The sequence below is a fragment of the Acinetobacter sp. Z1 genome (assembly GCF_024296945.1).
GTDB classification, from domain to species: domain Bacteria; phylum Pseudomonadota; class Gammaproteobacteria; order Pseudomonadales; family Moraxellaceae; genus Acinetobacter; species Acinetobacter beijerinckii.
The window spans coordinates 761,439-776,167 of the sequence record NZ_CP101115.1; the positions used below are offsets into that span (position 1 = coordinate 761,439).

The 14,729-nt window shown below is 39.7% G+C and carries 17 protein-coding genes; 10 read left to right on the top strand and 7 right to left on the bottom strand.

Annotated features, from left to right (window positions below):
• Nucleotides 1–31: 31 nt before the first annotated feature.
• Both NGC85_RS03645 and NGC85_RS03650 read right to left on the bottom strand, forming a co-directional pair.
• Complete coding sequence (locus tag NGC85_RS03645) at nucleotides 32–547, bottom strand: chromate transporter (RefSeq protein WP_254804871.1); 516 nt, start codon at nucleotides 545–547, stop codon at nucleotides 32–34.
• Nucleotides 544–1,116 (bottom strand): chromate transporter, encoded by a 573-nt coding sequence (locus tag NGC85_RS03650; protein ID WP_254804872.1) that lies wholly within the window; start codon nucleotides 1,114–1,116, stop codon nucleotides 544–546. The genes NGC85_RS03645 and NGC85_RS03650 overlap by 4 nt, the downstream gene beginning before the upstream one ends.
• A gap of 99 nt (nucleotides 1,117–1,215) precedes the next feature.
• Between NGC85_RS03650 and NGC85_RS03655 the strand changes: the two genes are divergently transcribed.
• Nucleotides 1,216–2,115: a LysR family transcriptional regulator gene (locus NGC85_RS03655; protein ID WP_254805544.1), complete on the top strand. Its 900-nt coding sequence runs from the start codon at nucleotides 1,216–1,218 to the stop codon at nucleotides 2,113–2,115.
• 13 nt (nucleotides 2,116–2,128) lie between these two features.
• Here the strand turns inward: NGC85_RS03655 and NGC85_RS03660 are convergent, their stop codons facing one another.
• Complete coding sequence (locus tag NGC85_RS03660; RefSeq protein ID WP_254804873.1) at nucleotides 2,129–2,878, bottom strand: DUF4850 domain-containing protein; 750 nt, start codon at nucleotides 2,876–2,878, stop codon at nucleotides 2,129–2,131.
• Between the two features lie 129 nt (nucleotides 2,879–3,007).
• Here NGC85_RS03660 and NGC85_RS03665 point away from each other — a divergent pair, with 129 nt between their 5' ends.
• The 4 genes from NGC85_RS03665 to NGC85_RS03680 all read left to right on the top strand — a co-directional run bounded on the left by NGC85_RS03665 (nucleotide 3,008) and on the right by NGC85_RS03680 (nucleotide 6,598).
• The gene (locus NGC85_RS03665; protein ID WP_254804874.1) at nucleotides 3,008–4,087 is read left to right on the top strand and encodes a DUF1176 domain-containing protein; all 1,080 of its coding nucleotides are present in this window, start codon (nucleotides 3,008–3,010) and stop codon (nucleotides 4,085–4,087) included.
• A gap of 36 nt (nucleotides 4,088–4,123) precedes the next feature.
• Nucleotides 4,124–4,894, top strand: a complete 771-nt coding sequence (locus NGC85_RS03670; protein WP_254804875.1) for a hypothetical protein — start codon at nucleotides 4,124–4,126, stop codon at nucleotides 4,892–4,894.
• A 123-nt stretch (nucleotides 4,895–5,017) separates the two neighbouring features.
• Complete coding sequence (locus tag NGC85_RS03675) at nucleotides 5,018–5,539, top strand: hypothetical protein (RefSeq protein ID WP_254804876.1); 522 nt, start codon at nucleotides 5,018–5,020, stop codon at nucleotides 5,537–5,539.
• A 264-nt stretch (nucleotides 5,540–5,803) separates the two neighbouring features.
• Nucleotides 5,804–6,598, top strand: coding sequence for a hypothetical protein (locus NGC85_RS03680; RefSeq protein ID WP_254804877.1), 795 nt, complete (start codon nucleotides 5,804–5,806; stop codon nucleotides 6,596–6,598).
• A 38-nt stretch (nucleotides 6,599–6,636) separates the two neighbouring features.
• Here the strand turns inward: NGC85_RS03680 and NGC85_RS03685 are convergent, their stop codons facing one another.
• Nucleotides 6,637–7,503: a metal-dependent hydrolase gene (locus tag NGC85_RS03685; RefSeq protein WP_254804878.1), complete on the bottom strand. Its 867-nt coding sequence runs from the start codon at nucleotides 7,501–7,503 to the stop codon at nucleotides 6,637–6,639.
• Between the two features lie 113 nt (nucleotides 7,504–7,616).
• Here NGC85_RS03685 and NGC85_RS03690 point away from each other — a divergent pair, with 113 nt between their 5' ends.
• Nucleotides 7,617–8,237, top strand: a complete 621-nt coding sequence (locus NGC85_RS03690) for a TetR/AcrR family transcriptional regulator (protein ID WP_254805545.1) — start codon at nucleotides 7,617–7,619, stop codon at nucleotides 8,235–8,237.
• A gap of 42 nt (nucleotides 8,238–8,279) precedes the next feature.
• Here NGC85_RS03690 and gatB read toward each other — a convergent pair whose 3' ends face one another.
• Genes gatB through gatC form a run of 3 tightly spaced genes read right to left on the bottom strand, consistent with a single transcriptional unit; the run spans nucleotide 8,280 to nucleotide 11,610 of the window.
• A complete protein-coding gene (gene gatB, locus NGC85_RS03695) occupies nucleotides 8,280–9,761 on the bottom strand; it encodes an Asp-tRNA(Asn)/Glu-tRNA(Gln) amidotransferase subunit GatB (RefSeq protein ID WP_254804879.1) in 1,482 nt (493 codons plus the stop codon).
• Entirely contained in the window at nucleotides 9,761–11,239 is a 1,479-nt protein-coding gene (gatA, locus tag NGC85_RS03700) for an Asp-tRNA(Asn)/Glu-tRNA(Gln) amidotransferase subunit GatA (protein ID WP_254804880.1), read from the bottom strand. Before gatA ends, gatB begins: the two co-directional genes overlap by 1 nt.
• Before the next feature lie 53 nt (nucleotides 11,240–11,292).
• On the bottom strand, nucleotides 11,293–11,610 hold the full coding sequence (gene gatC / locus NGC85_RS03705) for an Asp-tRNA(Asn)/Glu-tRNA(Gln) amidotransferase subunit GatC (RefSeq protein ID WP_005055807.1): 318 nt from the start codon (nucleotides 11,608–11,610) through the stop codon (nucleotides 11,293–11,295).
• A 133-nt stretch (nucleotides 11,611–11,743) separates the two neighbouring features.
• On the opposite strand from gatC, the gene NGC85_RS03710 reads away from it, so the two are divergent.
• From NGC85_RS03710 to NGC85_RS03725, 4 genes are read left to right on the top strand one after another with little or no spacing between them, the layout of a single operon-like run.
• The gene (locus NGC85_RS03710) at nucleotides 11,744–12,784 is read left to right on the top strand and encodes a rod shape-determining protein (RefSeq protein ID WP_005055806.1); all 1,041 of its coding nucleotides are present in this window, start codon (nucleotides 11,744–11,746) and stop codon (nucleotides 12,782–12,784) included.
• A 17-nt stretch (nucleotides 12,785–12,801) separates the two neighbouring features.
• A complete protein-coding gene (gene mreC / locus NGC85_RS03715; protein WP_005055805.1) occupies nucleotides 12,802–13,659 on the top strand; it encodes a rod shape-determining protein MreC in 858 nt (285 codons plus the stop codon).
• A complete protein-coding gene (gene mreD / locus NGC85_RS03720; protein WP_169109241.1) occupies nucleotides 13,646–14,137 on the top strand; it encodes a rod shape-determining protein MreD in 492 nt (163 codons plus the stop codon). Before mreC ends, mreD begins: the two co-directional genes overlap by 14 nt.
• Nucleotides 14,125–14,685 carry a Maf-like protein gene (locus tag NGC85_RS03725; RefSeq protein WP_254804881.1) on the top strand — a complete coding sequence of 187 codons (561 nt, stop codon included), beginning with the start codon at nucleotides 14,125–14,127 and terminating at the stop codon, nucleotides 14,683–14,685. Before mreD ends, NGC85_RS03725 begins: the two co-directional genes overlap by 13 nt.
• Nucleotides 14,686–14,729 lie beyond the last annotated feature (44 nt).

Here is a 14,729-nt window from a genome sequence, read left to right on the forward strand (position 1 = left end):
AAAACCTGCTTAGTGCAGGTTTTTTTCTTACCTAAAGTAGGCAAATCCCTAATCCAGCGCCTAATGCCATGACCCATAAAGGATGAACTTTTTTAAACATCCCAAGAATTGCGGTCAAGATCACAATTAAGACTAATAAGGCATTTTGTGCTGAAGCATCCGCAATCAGCCATGCACTGACTAAGACTAAACCGACTGTGATTGGCTTTAAAGCTTTCTCGAATCTTGCCCGTAAGGGATGAGCTTTAAAACGTTGCCAAAATTTAAGTGCGTAAATGGTGATGATCGAAGATGGACCAAATTTCGCTAAGGATGTAACCAATAGACCTGCTGGACCAGCGACATGCCAACCGACCAGTGGCACAATCATCATATTAGGACCGGGTGCAGCCTGTGCCATTGCAAACAATGAGCTGAATTGTTCAGCAGTCATCCATTGATGTACGGTTACAACTTGATGCTGCATTTCAGGCAGGATAGCGTTACCACCACCAAAAGCCAATACAGAGAGTTGTGTGAATACGATCACTAATGTCCATAAGATCATGATTTTTTCACTCCAAGTACCAACAGATTAATCGCAACTAAGATAAATAAAGTCAGCGCTAAAGGAAGTTTGATGAGCAACATAAATACAAAGGTCAATGCAATCGTCAAAACTGTGAGATAGCTTTTTAAAATGGGGCGTAACATTTTAAATCCTGTCGCAAACAGTAAACCTGCGGCAGCTGCCGCTAGTCCTTGAATCATGTGTTGCACCGCAGCTAAATATTGGAAATGCTCGTAGACTTGATAGATGATCAAAACAATCGCAGTTGGCGCTGAAATTAAACCCAGTACAGAGCTGATTGCACCTTTAATGCCTTGAAACTCCATGCCAATCGCAACTGACATATTGATAATATTACCGCCAGGAAGTAGCTGACATACACCGAGTAAATCGGTAAATTTTCCTTCATCTATCCATTTTTTTTCTTCAACGATAATGCGATGAGCTAAGGGGAGTACCCCACCAAATCCCATCAAACCCAATTGCATAAATCCCGTGAATAATGCCTTGCAATCAGGCGTTGATGATACTGGTTCACGCTCTATTGATATTGCTTCGGCTTTCATCGGAATACGTCCTCATCTCATCTACTCATGATAGGATGGTGGAATAGTGATATATTTACAAATGCTATTTTCTACATGATCTATACTTTTAAGGTATGCTTGATGGATATTCACAAACTCAATGCATTTGTTGCTGTAGTCGAGGAAAGTAATATTTCAAAAGCCGCTGTTCGACTGCATATGCAACAGCCACCCTTAACTCGTTTAATCAAAAGTTTAGAAGAAGAACTGGATACCGTATTATTAAAACGATTGCCTCGTGGTGTCGAAGTTACAGAAGCAGGAAAAGCCTTATATCAAGAGGCGATTACGATTTTGGCGCATGCGCAGTCGATTCCAAAACGCGTCAGAAATATTGCACAGGGCTTGGAAGGTCAGATTAATATTGGCTTTACCAATTCGGCAGGTCTACATCCATTTTTACCCGCATTATTGCGCCAATTTCGTGAGAAATTTCCTGCTGTGGCAATTCATTTGGAAGAGGACAGCAGTACAGCCTTAACAGATGCCGTGATCAATGAAAAACTGGATATTGTATTTTTACGCAAGCCTGCACCCATTCATAAAGACGTACAAAGTCTTCATGTCTTGGATGAGCCGCTGATCGTGGCTTTACCGAGTAATCATCCATTGGTAGAAAAAGAGGGTGCGATTCATTTACTCGATTTAGAACCTTATGAATTTGTGCTGTACCGTCGTTTAGCAGGGCAAGACTTATTCGATAATATTTTGGCAAATTGCTATCAAGCAGGTTTCAGTCCGAATATCATCCAAGAAGCCCCACGTTTAACTTCAAGTCTCAACTTGATCGCAGCAGGGATCGGACTTTCAATCGTACCGGCTTCGATTCAAGACTTTTGGAATAAGCAGATCATCTATCGACCTTTAGAAGCGAAAAAACCGTGTATTGCACCGATTTATGCGATTTATAGAGTGAGAGGCAAGAATATTCGCATAGAGCACTTTTTGCATCTACTTAAAGCCAGCCAAACAGTTTAGAACTGATATTTTGCTAATGCGTATAATGATAAAAATTTAGAATCGTTCCGACTAAATGCTGTTGTGACTTATCCAAAGTGACTTTGATTTCTCTAAAATTAAAATCACCATCATCAATATATTTGGCTACGCCGTGCGTTTTATAGCTCAAGTTAGGCACTTGATAACTAAATAAAGCAACTTGTTTAGATGGATGTACGATATTGATTAATTTGTGTCGATCTTGATAGCCACCATATTCGTATTCCATACTTTGTTTGAGCAAATTCGGAAAATAAAGCGTGGCATAAGGCATACCACAACCCACACAAACTGATGAATCATAAAGTTCAATTGCTTGTTTTTTGTTTGGACTCATCAGTAAGCCTGAGCCAGTTCCATTGGCTCCTGCACTTGCCTGAACATCTTGCCAATCTTTAGGAACGAGAATGACACCAAGCTCAGGTAAAGCAACCAGTTTGAGTTGTGATGCATGTTCAGCTTTCAACTTAAAATTAAAATGACAGCTTTTTACGCTACATGATTTAAAATCTTTTAATAAGCCATCATCCACAGGATGAAGTACAGTTACACCATAAAAAGGCACTCGAATACCATTAGAAAAAGAAGCTTCACCGAGAGGATAAATTTGATTTTCAGTTTTACGTTCTTTTGCACTGTTGCTAAATTGAGGAAAAGTTGCCTTAAAAATTGCTATTTCAGCGTGAATGCTTGATGAGAATAGACCCATTAAAATCGTGGACAATAAAACTGTTCTTTTCATTTTTAAAATTTGACCAAATTCATTTTGCTTTCATAATTTACTCTGTTCTGCAATAAAATGGCATATGACAACAGTACATAAGCCATTTAAACTCATTACAAGTTTGATAATAAATTCGAGTGATAAAAAATGAATCCGATGAAAAATATACTTTCCGTTTGCTGTTTTGTGGTGCTCAGTCCGACTGCTTTTGCACAGGAAATCAAAGGGATTTCATTTTCACATCAGGAGTGGGAAATATACTGTACCAATACAGGAACATGCCAAGCAGCAGGCTATTCGGATGACTATAGTAATGATCAAACTCAGCCAGCATCACTCTTACTGATACGCAAAGCTGGAGCAAAGCAAGCTGTCAGTGCTGAATTTGCGTTAGGTAATTTTGAACAAGAATCTCTATCATCAGCAAAACTTAAAAATATTCATTTTTATGTGAATGGAAAAGATTTAGGGAAAGTGACTGTTGATGGTTCAGATTTTCCAATCATGGGAAAACTTTCAACTAAGCAAGTCAATGCTTTACTGCAACAAGCCAAACAAAAAACAGAGATTGTATTTAAAAACGCAAATGTGCAATGGCGTATCTCTGATGCAGGTATGACTGCTGCATTGTTGAAAATGGATGATTTTCAAAAGCGAATTGGTACAGTTGGGGCATTAATTAAAAAAGGCAAAGCTGATGAATCTAAGGTTTTGGCTGCTCAACCGAAACTGGTTGTGAAAAAGGTGAAAACAACTGATAAACCTTATCTCACGCTACAACCTAAAACAAAACAGTATCAATCTGTATATCAGGTTTTGATGGCTGCTCAGCCGACTCCAAAAGAAGAGGGGTTTTGTAATGGGCTTTATAATGGTGATACGTATGAATCACAACCGATTGAGTTATATAAGCTCACAAATCACAAAGTTTTGGCGATGACCATCTGTTGGCGTGGAGCCTACAATGAAGGTCATGGTGGGTGGGTATTAGATGAATCACTCAAGGGAAAAGCAACTTTTGTAACGGAACATGCATCAGATTTTTATGAAGGTGTGATTCAGAGCGCTCAAAAAGGTCGTGGCATCGGAGATTGTTGGTCGAGTGGTGAATGGGTATGGGATGGTCAGAAATTTGTACACACCAAAGATATGTGGACAGGTATGTGTAAAGGGCTTGCTGCGGGCGGGGTTTGGGAACTTGATAAAATCGAAGCCGTTGTAAAATAAAACGATACGCCAATAAAAATAGCCTAAGGAAAAATCATGTTGAATAATAAAATTCATATAAGTGGACTGATTTTAACTGTTTCATTCAGTTGTATAAGTTCTTCAATTTTTGCTGCACCGTTGCAGATTTTAGAGTTTAAAAAAGGACAACTCAGCCAAGTTGAACAAACGCAAATATGTGAGCAACTTAAAGATCTCTGCCAACAGCAAAGGCAATGGCGTAGTTTAAAAACTGCGGATCAAAATTTATGGCTATTGTCAGGAAGTGATATTGCTCAATTTCATGTATCGCAAACTGGACTGAAATTAACTCATCAGTGGCGTATACAATTAGCACCATCAGAAGAAATGGAACGGACTAGCCAATATATTTTTCCTAAACTGTTTCCCATGACTGAAAACCGTTATGCGATTGCGCAGATTGATACCTTTTCTGAAATGTATTCAGGTGGTGGTGCAGGGATTGAGCGTGCAAGTTTTTATGAACTCAAGGATTCAGGGCAGACACATCGCTTTATTGAAAATTATCCTTTTAGTTTTAATCGCATGATTCGGGCGTGTTTCTCTGAACAGGATTATGACACTTCTAAAGGGAAATGCCACGATGAGGATAGTTTGAGTCTAGATATTCGTCCGATTAAACCGATGTTGTGGCAATTCCGTTATCGTTATAGTTTAGAGGTATCACCAGCATCGGATTCAGGTGAGAAATCATTTAAGGGTAGTCGCAATCTCAATATTGATTTAAACAAAGTGCCAAAACAGCCAAATATTCCTGCACATTGGGATTATCAAGGACAAGGTTAAGTTCGAGTTTTACATTTTGTCTAAGTTTTAAGGCTTTGGGCTTACGCAATTTACAGCGTCATAACAGATGATTTGTATAGTGCGTGGTACAAAGAGACTGATTGCTTTTCGGAACTTGCACTTATGTCTCGTGTTTATTTTTCATTTCGCCGTAAATTATCTCAATTAAGTCGTTCTGTGATCATGGCTGCGGCTGTGTTGGGGGCAACGCAAGTAGCTATAGCAGGGCCAACCGTCGATCAACTGAGTGATTGTTTGGTGAAAGCCACTACCGCAGCAGATAAGACTACAGTATTGCAATGGACGTTTACGGCTTTAGCAGCGCACCCTGATTTAAAATCTTTTAGTAATGTTACGCCTGAGCAAAAGAATCAGTTAGATCAGAAATTGGCACAGGTGTTACAGCGTGTGATTGTTGAGCAGTGTTCGACACAGACCAAAGCGGTGATTCAGGCTGAGGGGATTCAAGCGGTTGGTGAGGCTTTCCAACAGTTAGGTCAGAGTGCAGGGCAGGATATTGTGAAAGACCCAGCGGTCAGACAGCAGTTGCAAGGCACCTTGCGTTATATTGATTTAAATAAGTTAGTCACGACTTTTTTAACTCCGGATATTTGGAATAAGTTGGGTGTATTAAGAGGGGAGTGATTTTTATCCCTAAACCTTTCTATAGGAGAAGGATATCCAATTTAAAATTATAGTTATTAATCAATTTATAAATAAGAGCGCTTTCTTCATATGGAAGAAGGCAATATGAGAGCAATTATAAATCACGGATAGAGAAGTTTTTTTTACAGTTTGATAGGTCTTATGTTTTTTGAGTTTATAATAAAATATGCTTTTAGATAGTTATAAAATAAAAAGGAATTTTACATTTAAATTAACTTTGAGTTATTAGAAAATAGAGGAATTATGAGAAAAGAAGGTCAATGTAAATTAACTTTAGAATATGGAAAATTTATTAAATCACATTTAATTCCGCAAGCTTTGACTAAACCTGAGGTGAGTGGGGGAATCATGAAGCTGATTGGAGAAAGATCTTTCCCTAAAAAAGCGACAAGTAGTTGGTACGATTATGAGTTGGTGATCCGTAAGGGAGAAGATATTCTTACTGCGTTTGATACAGCAGCAATTCAAATTTTGAGAACCAATCAGTTAATTTGGGGGAGTTGGGAGTTTGAGTTCAACTCAGAGCATTCAACTTTTTACAAAATTGATGATCATTACGGTGTAAGAGAGTTTTCTAACTTAGATTGGAAAAAGTTAAGATTATTTGCTTTGAGTTTATTATGGAGAGCTTGTAATACTACTCAAAAAGGCTTCAGTGAAATAAGCATCCCTAAGAAGGATTTAGATAAAATTAGGCTCCTTTTGCTAAATAGGGATGTTGGGGCTATTCATTTTTATCCAATTAAATTATGTCAGCTATCGACAAAAGGGAAAATTCATAATCAAACACCTTTTATTAGAAAATTTGATTTACCTAAGCGTTGTGAAGTCACGAGAAGTCGGCATTTAAATATTGTTCGTTTTTACTTTGATGGTTTGGTAATGCACATTCATTTATCAAAAACTTTGAAGCAAATAAAAAATTTTGATCGTCAGATATTAGGATTTAATTCTCAAAGTTTCATTGTGCCCACACTTACTTATGAAATTTCATTTCAGCGTGAAAATTTAGAGAATATTATTGATTCTTGTAGATAAAAAACCGCTTTAAAGCGGCTTTTCTTGTTTGATAACACTCAGCTTTTAAGTGCACTTTTTAAAATACCATTTTCACCAAAGAGTTTTTCGCGGTATTCAGCTTCGAGTTGATCTGTTTGCATATCCAATGGATCGAAATGTTGATCTCTGACATCAAGCATTTCGATAAACGTGCGAGAAAAGATACCCAAACGATTTACACCACCAAATGCCAAATAAAATGCATCTTTCAGTTCTTTGGCTGAAAACTTAATATCCTTACGTATTAAAATCTGTATCCAATAATCAAAGGTAATTGGGGCAATAAAGCGAGCTACCCGAATCAAAGCAATTCTTCGATGTCTAACCGTATTACCACCAATCGCTTTCAACGCATCAAAAGCAACAGATTTATGTTCTAGTTCTTCAAGCGCATGCCATTCCCAAAGATTTCGACTTTCTTGAGTGGTTTTCTGTTTGATTAATGAATCAGTCAATAGTAAGCGAGCAAGAGTAGCAGTGAAATGCTCCATCACTACGGTCGCCGCTAATTGCTCAACTTTGGGAAGTTTACGGAATTTATCCAATCTTGCTTTGGTTAAGGCTTCGATTTCGACTACTTCTGTATAATTTGATTGAATCAGATGCTCATTCAGAGATTTATGTTCTCGACTATGAAAAGCTTCTTGCGCAATAAAATTACGAATATCTTCGAGCAATGTTTCATCCGTAATTTGATCACGAACATTACGCACGCTCTCGATGAAGAACATTTCACCCGGCGGAAACATCGCAGATAAAACGACAAAAAGAGAAGTCACAACAGAATTATCTTCATAATAAAAAGTAAATTTTTTGTTTTTGTCTAAAGGAATAACCACATTACGTCGAACGATTCGTTGTAGAGACTGTACTGATATATTCATCTTTTTTTCCTTGTCATCTGTAGAAGATAATTTGAACAAAATTTAGTATGTATATAGAATCTATCAGTGAATTTATACGGAAAAAAGACGGATTTAAGGATGAGATTTTTATAATGGTAACTATAAGAAAACCAAAACAAAGTAGGTCTAAAAATACCTATAGATATATAGTTGATGCAGGATTTATATCAGTAAAAAACAATGGATTGGATCACACTACCGTGTTGAAAGTTTGTGAGATTGCAGGCGTAGGATCTGGAAGCTTTTATGAATATTTTAAAAATAAAGAAGCCTTATTTGTAGAGATGCAACAACACTTTATTGCTGAGCTGGCTAAGGTGATTTACGAGGTCATTCCAACGATTCAGGAAATGGAAATTCCCGAAGCGATTCGATCTATTTTTTTACATATTGGTGAGTTTTTAGCAGCAGATGAGAATAAATATTTTTATTGGCTGAGCGTTTCAAGTAAATACAGTACTGAAGCCAGTCATGTAAAAGCCGTCAAGGCGATCAATACATTAGCGATTGAATACGCGGTGAAACATCCTGAGGTATTGAGAATAAAAAATCTAAAAATGATGGTATATGTTTTAATTAATTCCAGTGTTGCACTGACGATGAATTTCTTTTCATCTCAAAATATGGGTTTTACTTTTGAAGAATTAATTGATTGTCTGATTGATATTACAATGTCTTATATTGATGATGATCGTAATAAATTAAAAATATAAAAAACCCGCTCTAAAGCGGGTTTTGTTAGAAATTAGATCAGTTTAACCAATCAATTTCTTCATCAATTCATTTACTTGAGCTGGGTTTGCTTTGCCTTTTGCAACTTTCATGACTTGACCAACCAGACCATTAAAGGCTTTTTCTTTACCAGACTTGTACTCTTCAACCATTTTTTCATTGGCTGCAAGCACGTCTTTGATAATCGCTTCAATCGCACCTGTATCGGTTTCTTGCTTTAAGCCTTTCTCAGCAATAATGTCATCTGCAGATTTTCCTTCTGCTTCCCACATAAAGCCAAACACTTGCTTCGCAATTTTGCCGTTAATCGTATTGTCGACAATACGCGCGATCATGCCACCCAACTGCTCAGCAGAAACTGGAGAGTCCGCCAATTCTAGGCCCGCTTTGTTTAAAGCGCCTGAGAATTCACCCATCACCCAGTTTGCTGAAACTTTACCTTGCTTCGCACCGCCAGCAGCAGCTACAACAGCCTCGTAGAAGTCTGCCATTTCGCGTGACAGCGTCAATACATGCGCATCGTACTCAGTCACACCGAAATCAGCAGTAAAGCGCTCACGACGTGCTGCAGGCAATTCTGGCAGAGCAGCGCGAGCCGCTTCGATCTGCTCATCAGCAATGATCACTGGCAATAAGTCTGGGTCAGGGAAGTAGCGATAGTCGTTCGCTTCTTCTTTTGAACGCATTGAGCGAGTTTCCATCTTGTTCGGATCGAACAAACGAGTCTCTTGGTCAATCTTTCCGCCATCTTCCAAAATTTCCATTTGGCGTTCAATTTCAACATTGATCGCTTGCTCGATGAAACGGAATGAGTTGAGATTTTTCAACTCGCAACGCGTACCGAATGGTTGACCCGGGCGACGCAGTGACACGTTACAGTCGGCACGGAATGAACCTTCTGCCATGTTACCGTCAGAAATCCCTAACCAACGCACGAGCGTGTGAATTGATTTAATATATGCAACCGCTTCTTCAACCGAACGCATATCAGGCTCAGACACGATTTCTAGCAATGGTGTGCCCGCACGGTTTAAGTCGATACCAGACATACCTTCGAATTGGTCATGAATCGATTTACCTGCATCTTCTTCAAGATGGGCACGAGTCACGCCAATACGCTTTACAGTACCATCTTCAAGCTGGATATCGATATGACCCAAGCCCACAATCGGATTGTCCATCTGGCTGATCTGGTAGCCTTTTGGCGAATCTGGGTAGAAGTAGTTCTTACGTGCAAATACAGAGGCTTGGTCGATATACGCGTTAATACCCAAACCGAAGCGAATCGCAAGATCAACGACTTCTGCATTCAATACAGGCAATACACCCGGCATCGCCAAATCAACAAGGCTGGCTTGCGTATTTGGGTCTTGACCAAATTCAGTTGATGAACCAGAGAAGATTTTTGATTGAGTTGCAAGCTGAGTGTGGATCTCAATCCCGATAACGACTTCCCAACCGTCAATCAGCTTTGATGAAGGAGCCAACTTTTGAGCTTCAGTCATTATGCATTCTCCTCAGCAATTGCCGCACGTTTGGTATGCCAGTCTGTATTTTGTTGATATTGATGCACAATCGAAAGCAATTGTGATTCTGACCAATAGTTACCAATCAACTGTAAGCCCACAGGCAAGCTATCTTTAGCGAAACCAACAGGTGCGTTGATGGCGGGTAGACCCGCCAAGTTCACAGCAAGGGTATAGATATCGCCTAAGTACATTTCAGTTGGACTGAGGTTTGCACCGATTTTGTACGCAGTCGTTGGTGCAGATGGTGCTGCAATCACATCGACATTTTCAAATGCTTTGAGGAAATCTTGCTGAATCAAACGACGTACTTTTTGTGCTTTCACATAATATGCATCGTAGTAACCCGCAGACAGGGCATAAGTTCCGATCAAGATACGACGTTGTACTTCGGCACCAAAACCTTCTGAACGAGAACGTTTATACAAGTCCATTAAATCCACTGGATTTTCACAACGGTAGCCATAGCGCACACCGTCAAAACGTGACAGGTTTGAAGATGCTTCCGCAGGTGCAATTAAGTAGTAAGTTGGTACATAGGCTTCAGTCATTTTGAGATTAATCTCAACCAAGGTCGCACCCATTTCCTCTAACTTTTTCAATGACTCTTCAACGCGTGCTTTTACATCTGCGTCTAAACCTGCCACATTGAAGTATTGCTTTGGAATACCAATGCGTAGACCTTTCACCGCTGTGTCGTTCAAGTTAGCAACGTAATCGTCCACTTCTTTGTTGATTGAAGTTGAGTCTTTAGCATCATGACCTGCAATCACATTCATCAAGTAAGCACAGTCTTCCGCAGAACGTGCCATTGGACCACCTTGATCCAGTGATGATGCATACGCAATCATACCGAAGCGTGATACGCGACCATAAGTCGGTTTTAAGCCTGTTAAGCCACAGAATGAAGCAGGTTGGCGAATAGAACCACCTGTATCAGTACCAGTCGCAATTGGAGCCAAATCTGCTGCTACAGCAGCAGCAGAACCACCTGATGAACCACCTGGAACATGATCTAATGCCCATGGGTTGCCTGTTGCACCAAAGTAAGAGCTTTCAGAGGTTGAACCCATAGCGAATTCATCCATGTTCACCTTACCTAAAGTCACAAGACCCGCAGCTTTTGCTTTAGCAACCACAGTCGCATCATAAGGTGAAATGAAGTTATCCAACATTTTTGAACCGGCAGTGGTTTTAATCCCTTGGGTACAAAAAATATCTTTGTGTGCCAGTGGAATCCCTGCAAGTGCATGTGGATTGCCAGATTTGAGCGCTGCGTCAGCAGCATCTGCTTCAGCAAGTGCTTGTTCTGCGGTTACCGTCACATAACTTTTTACTTTTGGGTCAATTTGGGCAATACGTTTTAAATAATGTTCAGTCAATTCACGTGATGAAAATTGGGCTTGTTTTAAGCCTTCAGAGAGTTCACGAATTGATAAGCGATGTAAATCTGTCATATGAAAAATTTCTTTACATTCTAAATATAAATTATTGACGAATTGAATATAAATTATTCAATTACACGAGGTACAAGGTATAGACCTGCTTCTGTAGCAGGTGCTATCGCTTGATATTCATCACGATGATTGGTTTCGCTAACAACATCTACGCGTAAAGGCTGTGGATTATCAAATGGGCTTTTTAAAGGCTCAACATCATCTGTATTAATGCCTTTTAAGCTTTCCATCATGCCAAGGATTTTATTTAAACTTTCAGCATATTCAGTAGATTGCGTATCGTTCAAAGACAAACGAGCAAGGTGTGCAATCGCTGAAACGGTCTGTGCATTTAAGTCCGTTGTCTGCTGAGCATCTGATGATGTAGACATAACATTACCTAATTCAGTATCAAAAAATTGCAAAATATCGTGCGTTATAATAAGCGATTGACTTGTTCAAAGCATCACATTTCGTTAAAGTTGCCAACTTGCATCCATACAAAGTTTAATTGAGAACGCACCCGTGATTCTAAAACGACTAATTGGCTTGTTTTCGCCGGATTTAGCCATTGATTTAGGTACTGCAAATACACTTATTTATGCACCAGGCCGTGGCATTATTTTAAATGAACCAACTGTTGTGGCAATTCGCCATAGTGGTTCACAAAAAATTGTAGCTGCTGTTGGTCTTGATGCTAAACAAATGTTAGGTCGTACACCAGCGAATATTTCAGCGATTCGTCCAATGAAAGACGGTGTGATCGCCGATTTTGAAGTGACTGAGACCATGTTGAATCAGTTTATTGGTAAAGTACACGAAAAGCGTTTGTTCCCACCAGCACCTCGTGTTGTGGTGTGTGTACCATGTAAATCAACGTTGGTTGAACGTCGTGCGATTCGTGAAGCAGTATTTAATGCTGGTGCGCGTGATGTTCGTCTCATCGAAGAGCCGATGGCTGCTGCGATTGGTGCAGGTATGCCAGTAGAGCAAGCATGTGGTTCGATGGTCGTTGATGTGGGTGGTGGTACCACTGAAATTGCGATTATCTCATTACAAGGGTGTGTTTACGCCGATTCATTACGTATCGGTGGAGATGTCTTTGATGAACAGATTATCAATTATGTTCGTAAAGCACATGGTTGCGTGATTGGGGAAACAACGGCTGAAACGATCAAGAAAGAAGTCGGTATGGCTATTCCTGATGGAAAAACGCTACAAATAGAAGTGCGTGGACGTAATTTAGCTGAGGGTGTTCCTCGTGCGATCACAGTCACTTCTGATGAAATTTCACAAGCGATTTCAGATCCATTACAAAGTATTGTCAGTGCTGTGAAATCTGCTTTAGAACAAACACCTCCAGAGTTATCTTCTGATATTGCTGAACGTGGTATTGTTTTAACAGGCGGCGGTGCATTACTGCGTAACCTAGACAAACTCCTTGCTCAAGAAACAGGTTTACCTGTGATTGTTGCGGATGATCCTTTAACTTGCGTGACACGTGGTGGCGGTAAAGTTTTAGAATTCTTTGACAATCCAAACCATGACATGCTTTTTGTTGGTTAATTCATAAGGACTAGGCGGTGCAACCGAATCTTTTTTCAAGACAACCGCCATCTTTTCGCTCATTTATCATTGCGGTCATTACATGTTTGGTTGTGCTTTTCTTTGATTGGCGCATGCCTTATGTAATTCAGCCAGCAAGGGATGTCTTATATGCGGCGTATAATCCAATTTATGCGCTAGCGAGCTATCCTGTACTTTCGCGAGAATGGCTAAACCAACAAACCAAATCTGAAGCTCAATTGCGTCGTGAAAACACCGCAATGCAAGCTGAACTCCTCCAAGCACAAGTCCGTCTACAAAAACTTTCAGAGCTTTCTGCGGAAAATAACCGTTTACGTGGTCTTTTGGATACGCCGTTAATTATTGATGGTCGTATGCAAATTGCTGAGGTGATTGGTACAGATGCAGATCCCTTACGCCATATTATTATTATCAACCGTGGTTCAGTTGATCATTTAAAAATTGGACAAACTGTTTTAGATGATAAAGGGATTATGGGGCAGTTGATTAATGTCTACCCGCATAGTGCTCGTATTATGTTGCTTTCCGATAAAGAACATTCATTGTCCGTACGTTTGGAGCGTACAGGAATGCGTGCAATCATTTCTGGAACAGGCGATTTAGGTCAGCTCAAAATGGAATATGTACCAACTAGCGCTGATATTAAGGTTGGGGATAAAGTGTTTAGTTCTGGCTTGGGTGAACATTTTCCAGCAGGTTATTTGGTGGGTACTGTATCTAAAGTTAGTCGACATACTTCAGGTGAGTTTGCCGAAATCAGTGTCAAACCTGCTGCACAATTGGCAAGTGGTCATCATGTGGTTGTCCTCTTCTCAGAATCTTTAGCGCAGGAGCAACCGTATGCCGATCGCTAAGTTAAATTTTGAGAAACGCAAAGACCCATTATGGATGATCATTATTTCAATCGTCATTGGGTCGGTTTTGCTTATATATCCAATGTCGTATGAAGCTGCTGGTTGGCGACCAGTAATCATGTTGATGATCATGTTGTTTTGGATATTGTATCAACCTGTTTGGTGCGGTGTTTGGTTTGCATTTGGGATGGGTATTTTTACTGATTTATTATTGGATGCACCTTTAGGTCTGAATGCACTCAGTTTTGTATTAATTACCTTTGCAACCCGATATTTTATTCGTGAACGTCGTATTTTGACTTTTGGAAATTCATGGGTCATCGCAACACTTGCCGTGATTGCACATATTACTTTTCTGTGGATTAGCCAAACAATTTCAGGAACGCATTTTACCATTGCAAGACATTGGCAACCTTTGGGTACAAGTATTTTAGCTTGGCCAGTAATTTATTATTGTTTGCATAAATGGCGGATATAATTCTTGCTTCAAGCTCACCACGTCGGCAGGAGCTAATGACACAACTGGGGTTGGATTTTGATATCTTTAGTCCAGATGTGGATGAGACTGTACAAGAAAATGAAAGCGTTACGGATTATGTTGAGCGGCTTGCTCGTCATAAAGCACAAGTCGTTTTAAGCCAGTTTCCAAGTGCGATTGTGATCGCCGCGGATACTAGCTTAAGTGTGAATGGCAAAATTATTGGTAAACCAGCGTCAAAGCAACATGCTTTTGAGATTTGGTCGCAGCTTTCTGGGCAATGGCATGATGTCTATTCAGGAGTATGTGTTGCTACATCGGCACAAGTATTGAGTCAAGTGGTACGAACACAAGTTGAATTTCAACAGCTCAATCAGGTCGAGATGGAAAAATATTGGGCAACAGGTGAACCAATTGGGAAAGCTGGTGCATATGCAATACAAGGAATTGCTGCTCAATATATTCCTCAAATCAAAGGAAGTTACAGCAACGTTGTTGGCTTACCTTTACATGAGATTGCACAGTTATTAGAAAGCGTTAAAGTTTGAAATAAACACTTTCGGATATAAGAATTTTTATAAAAGTTTTGAGT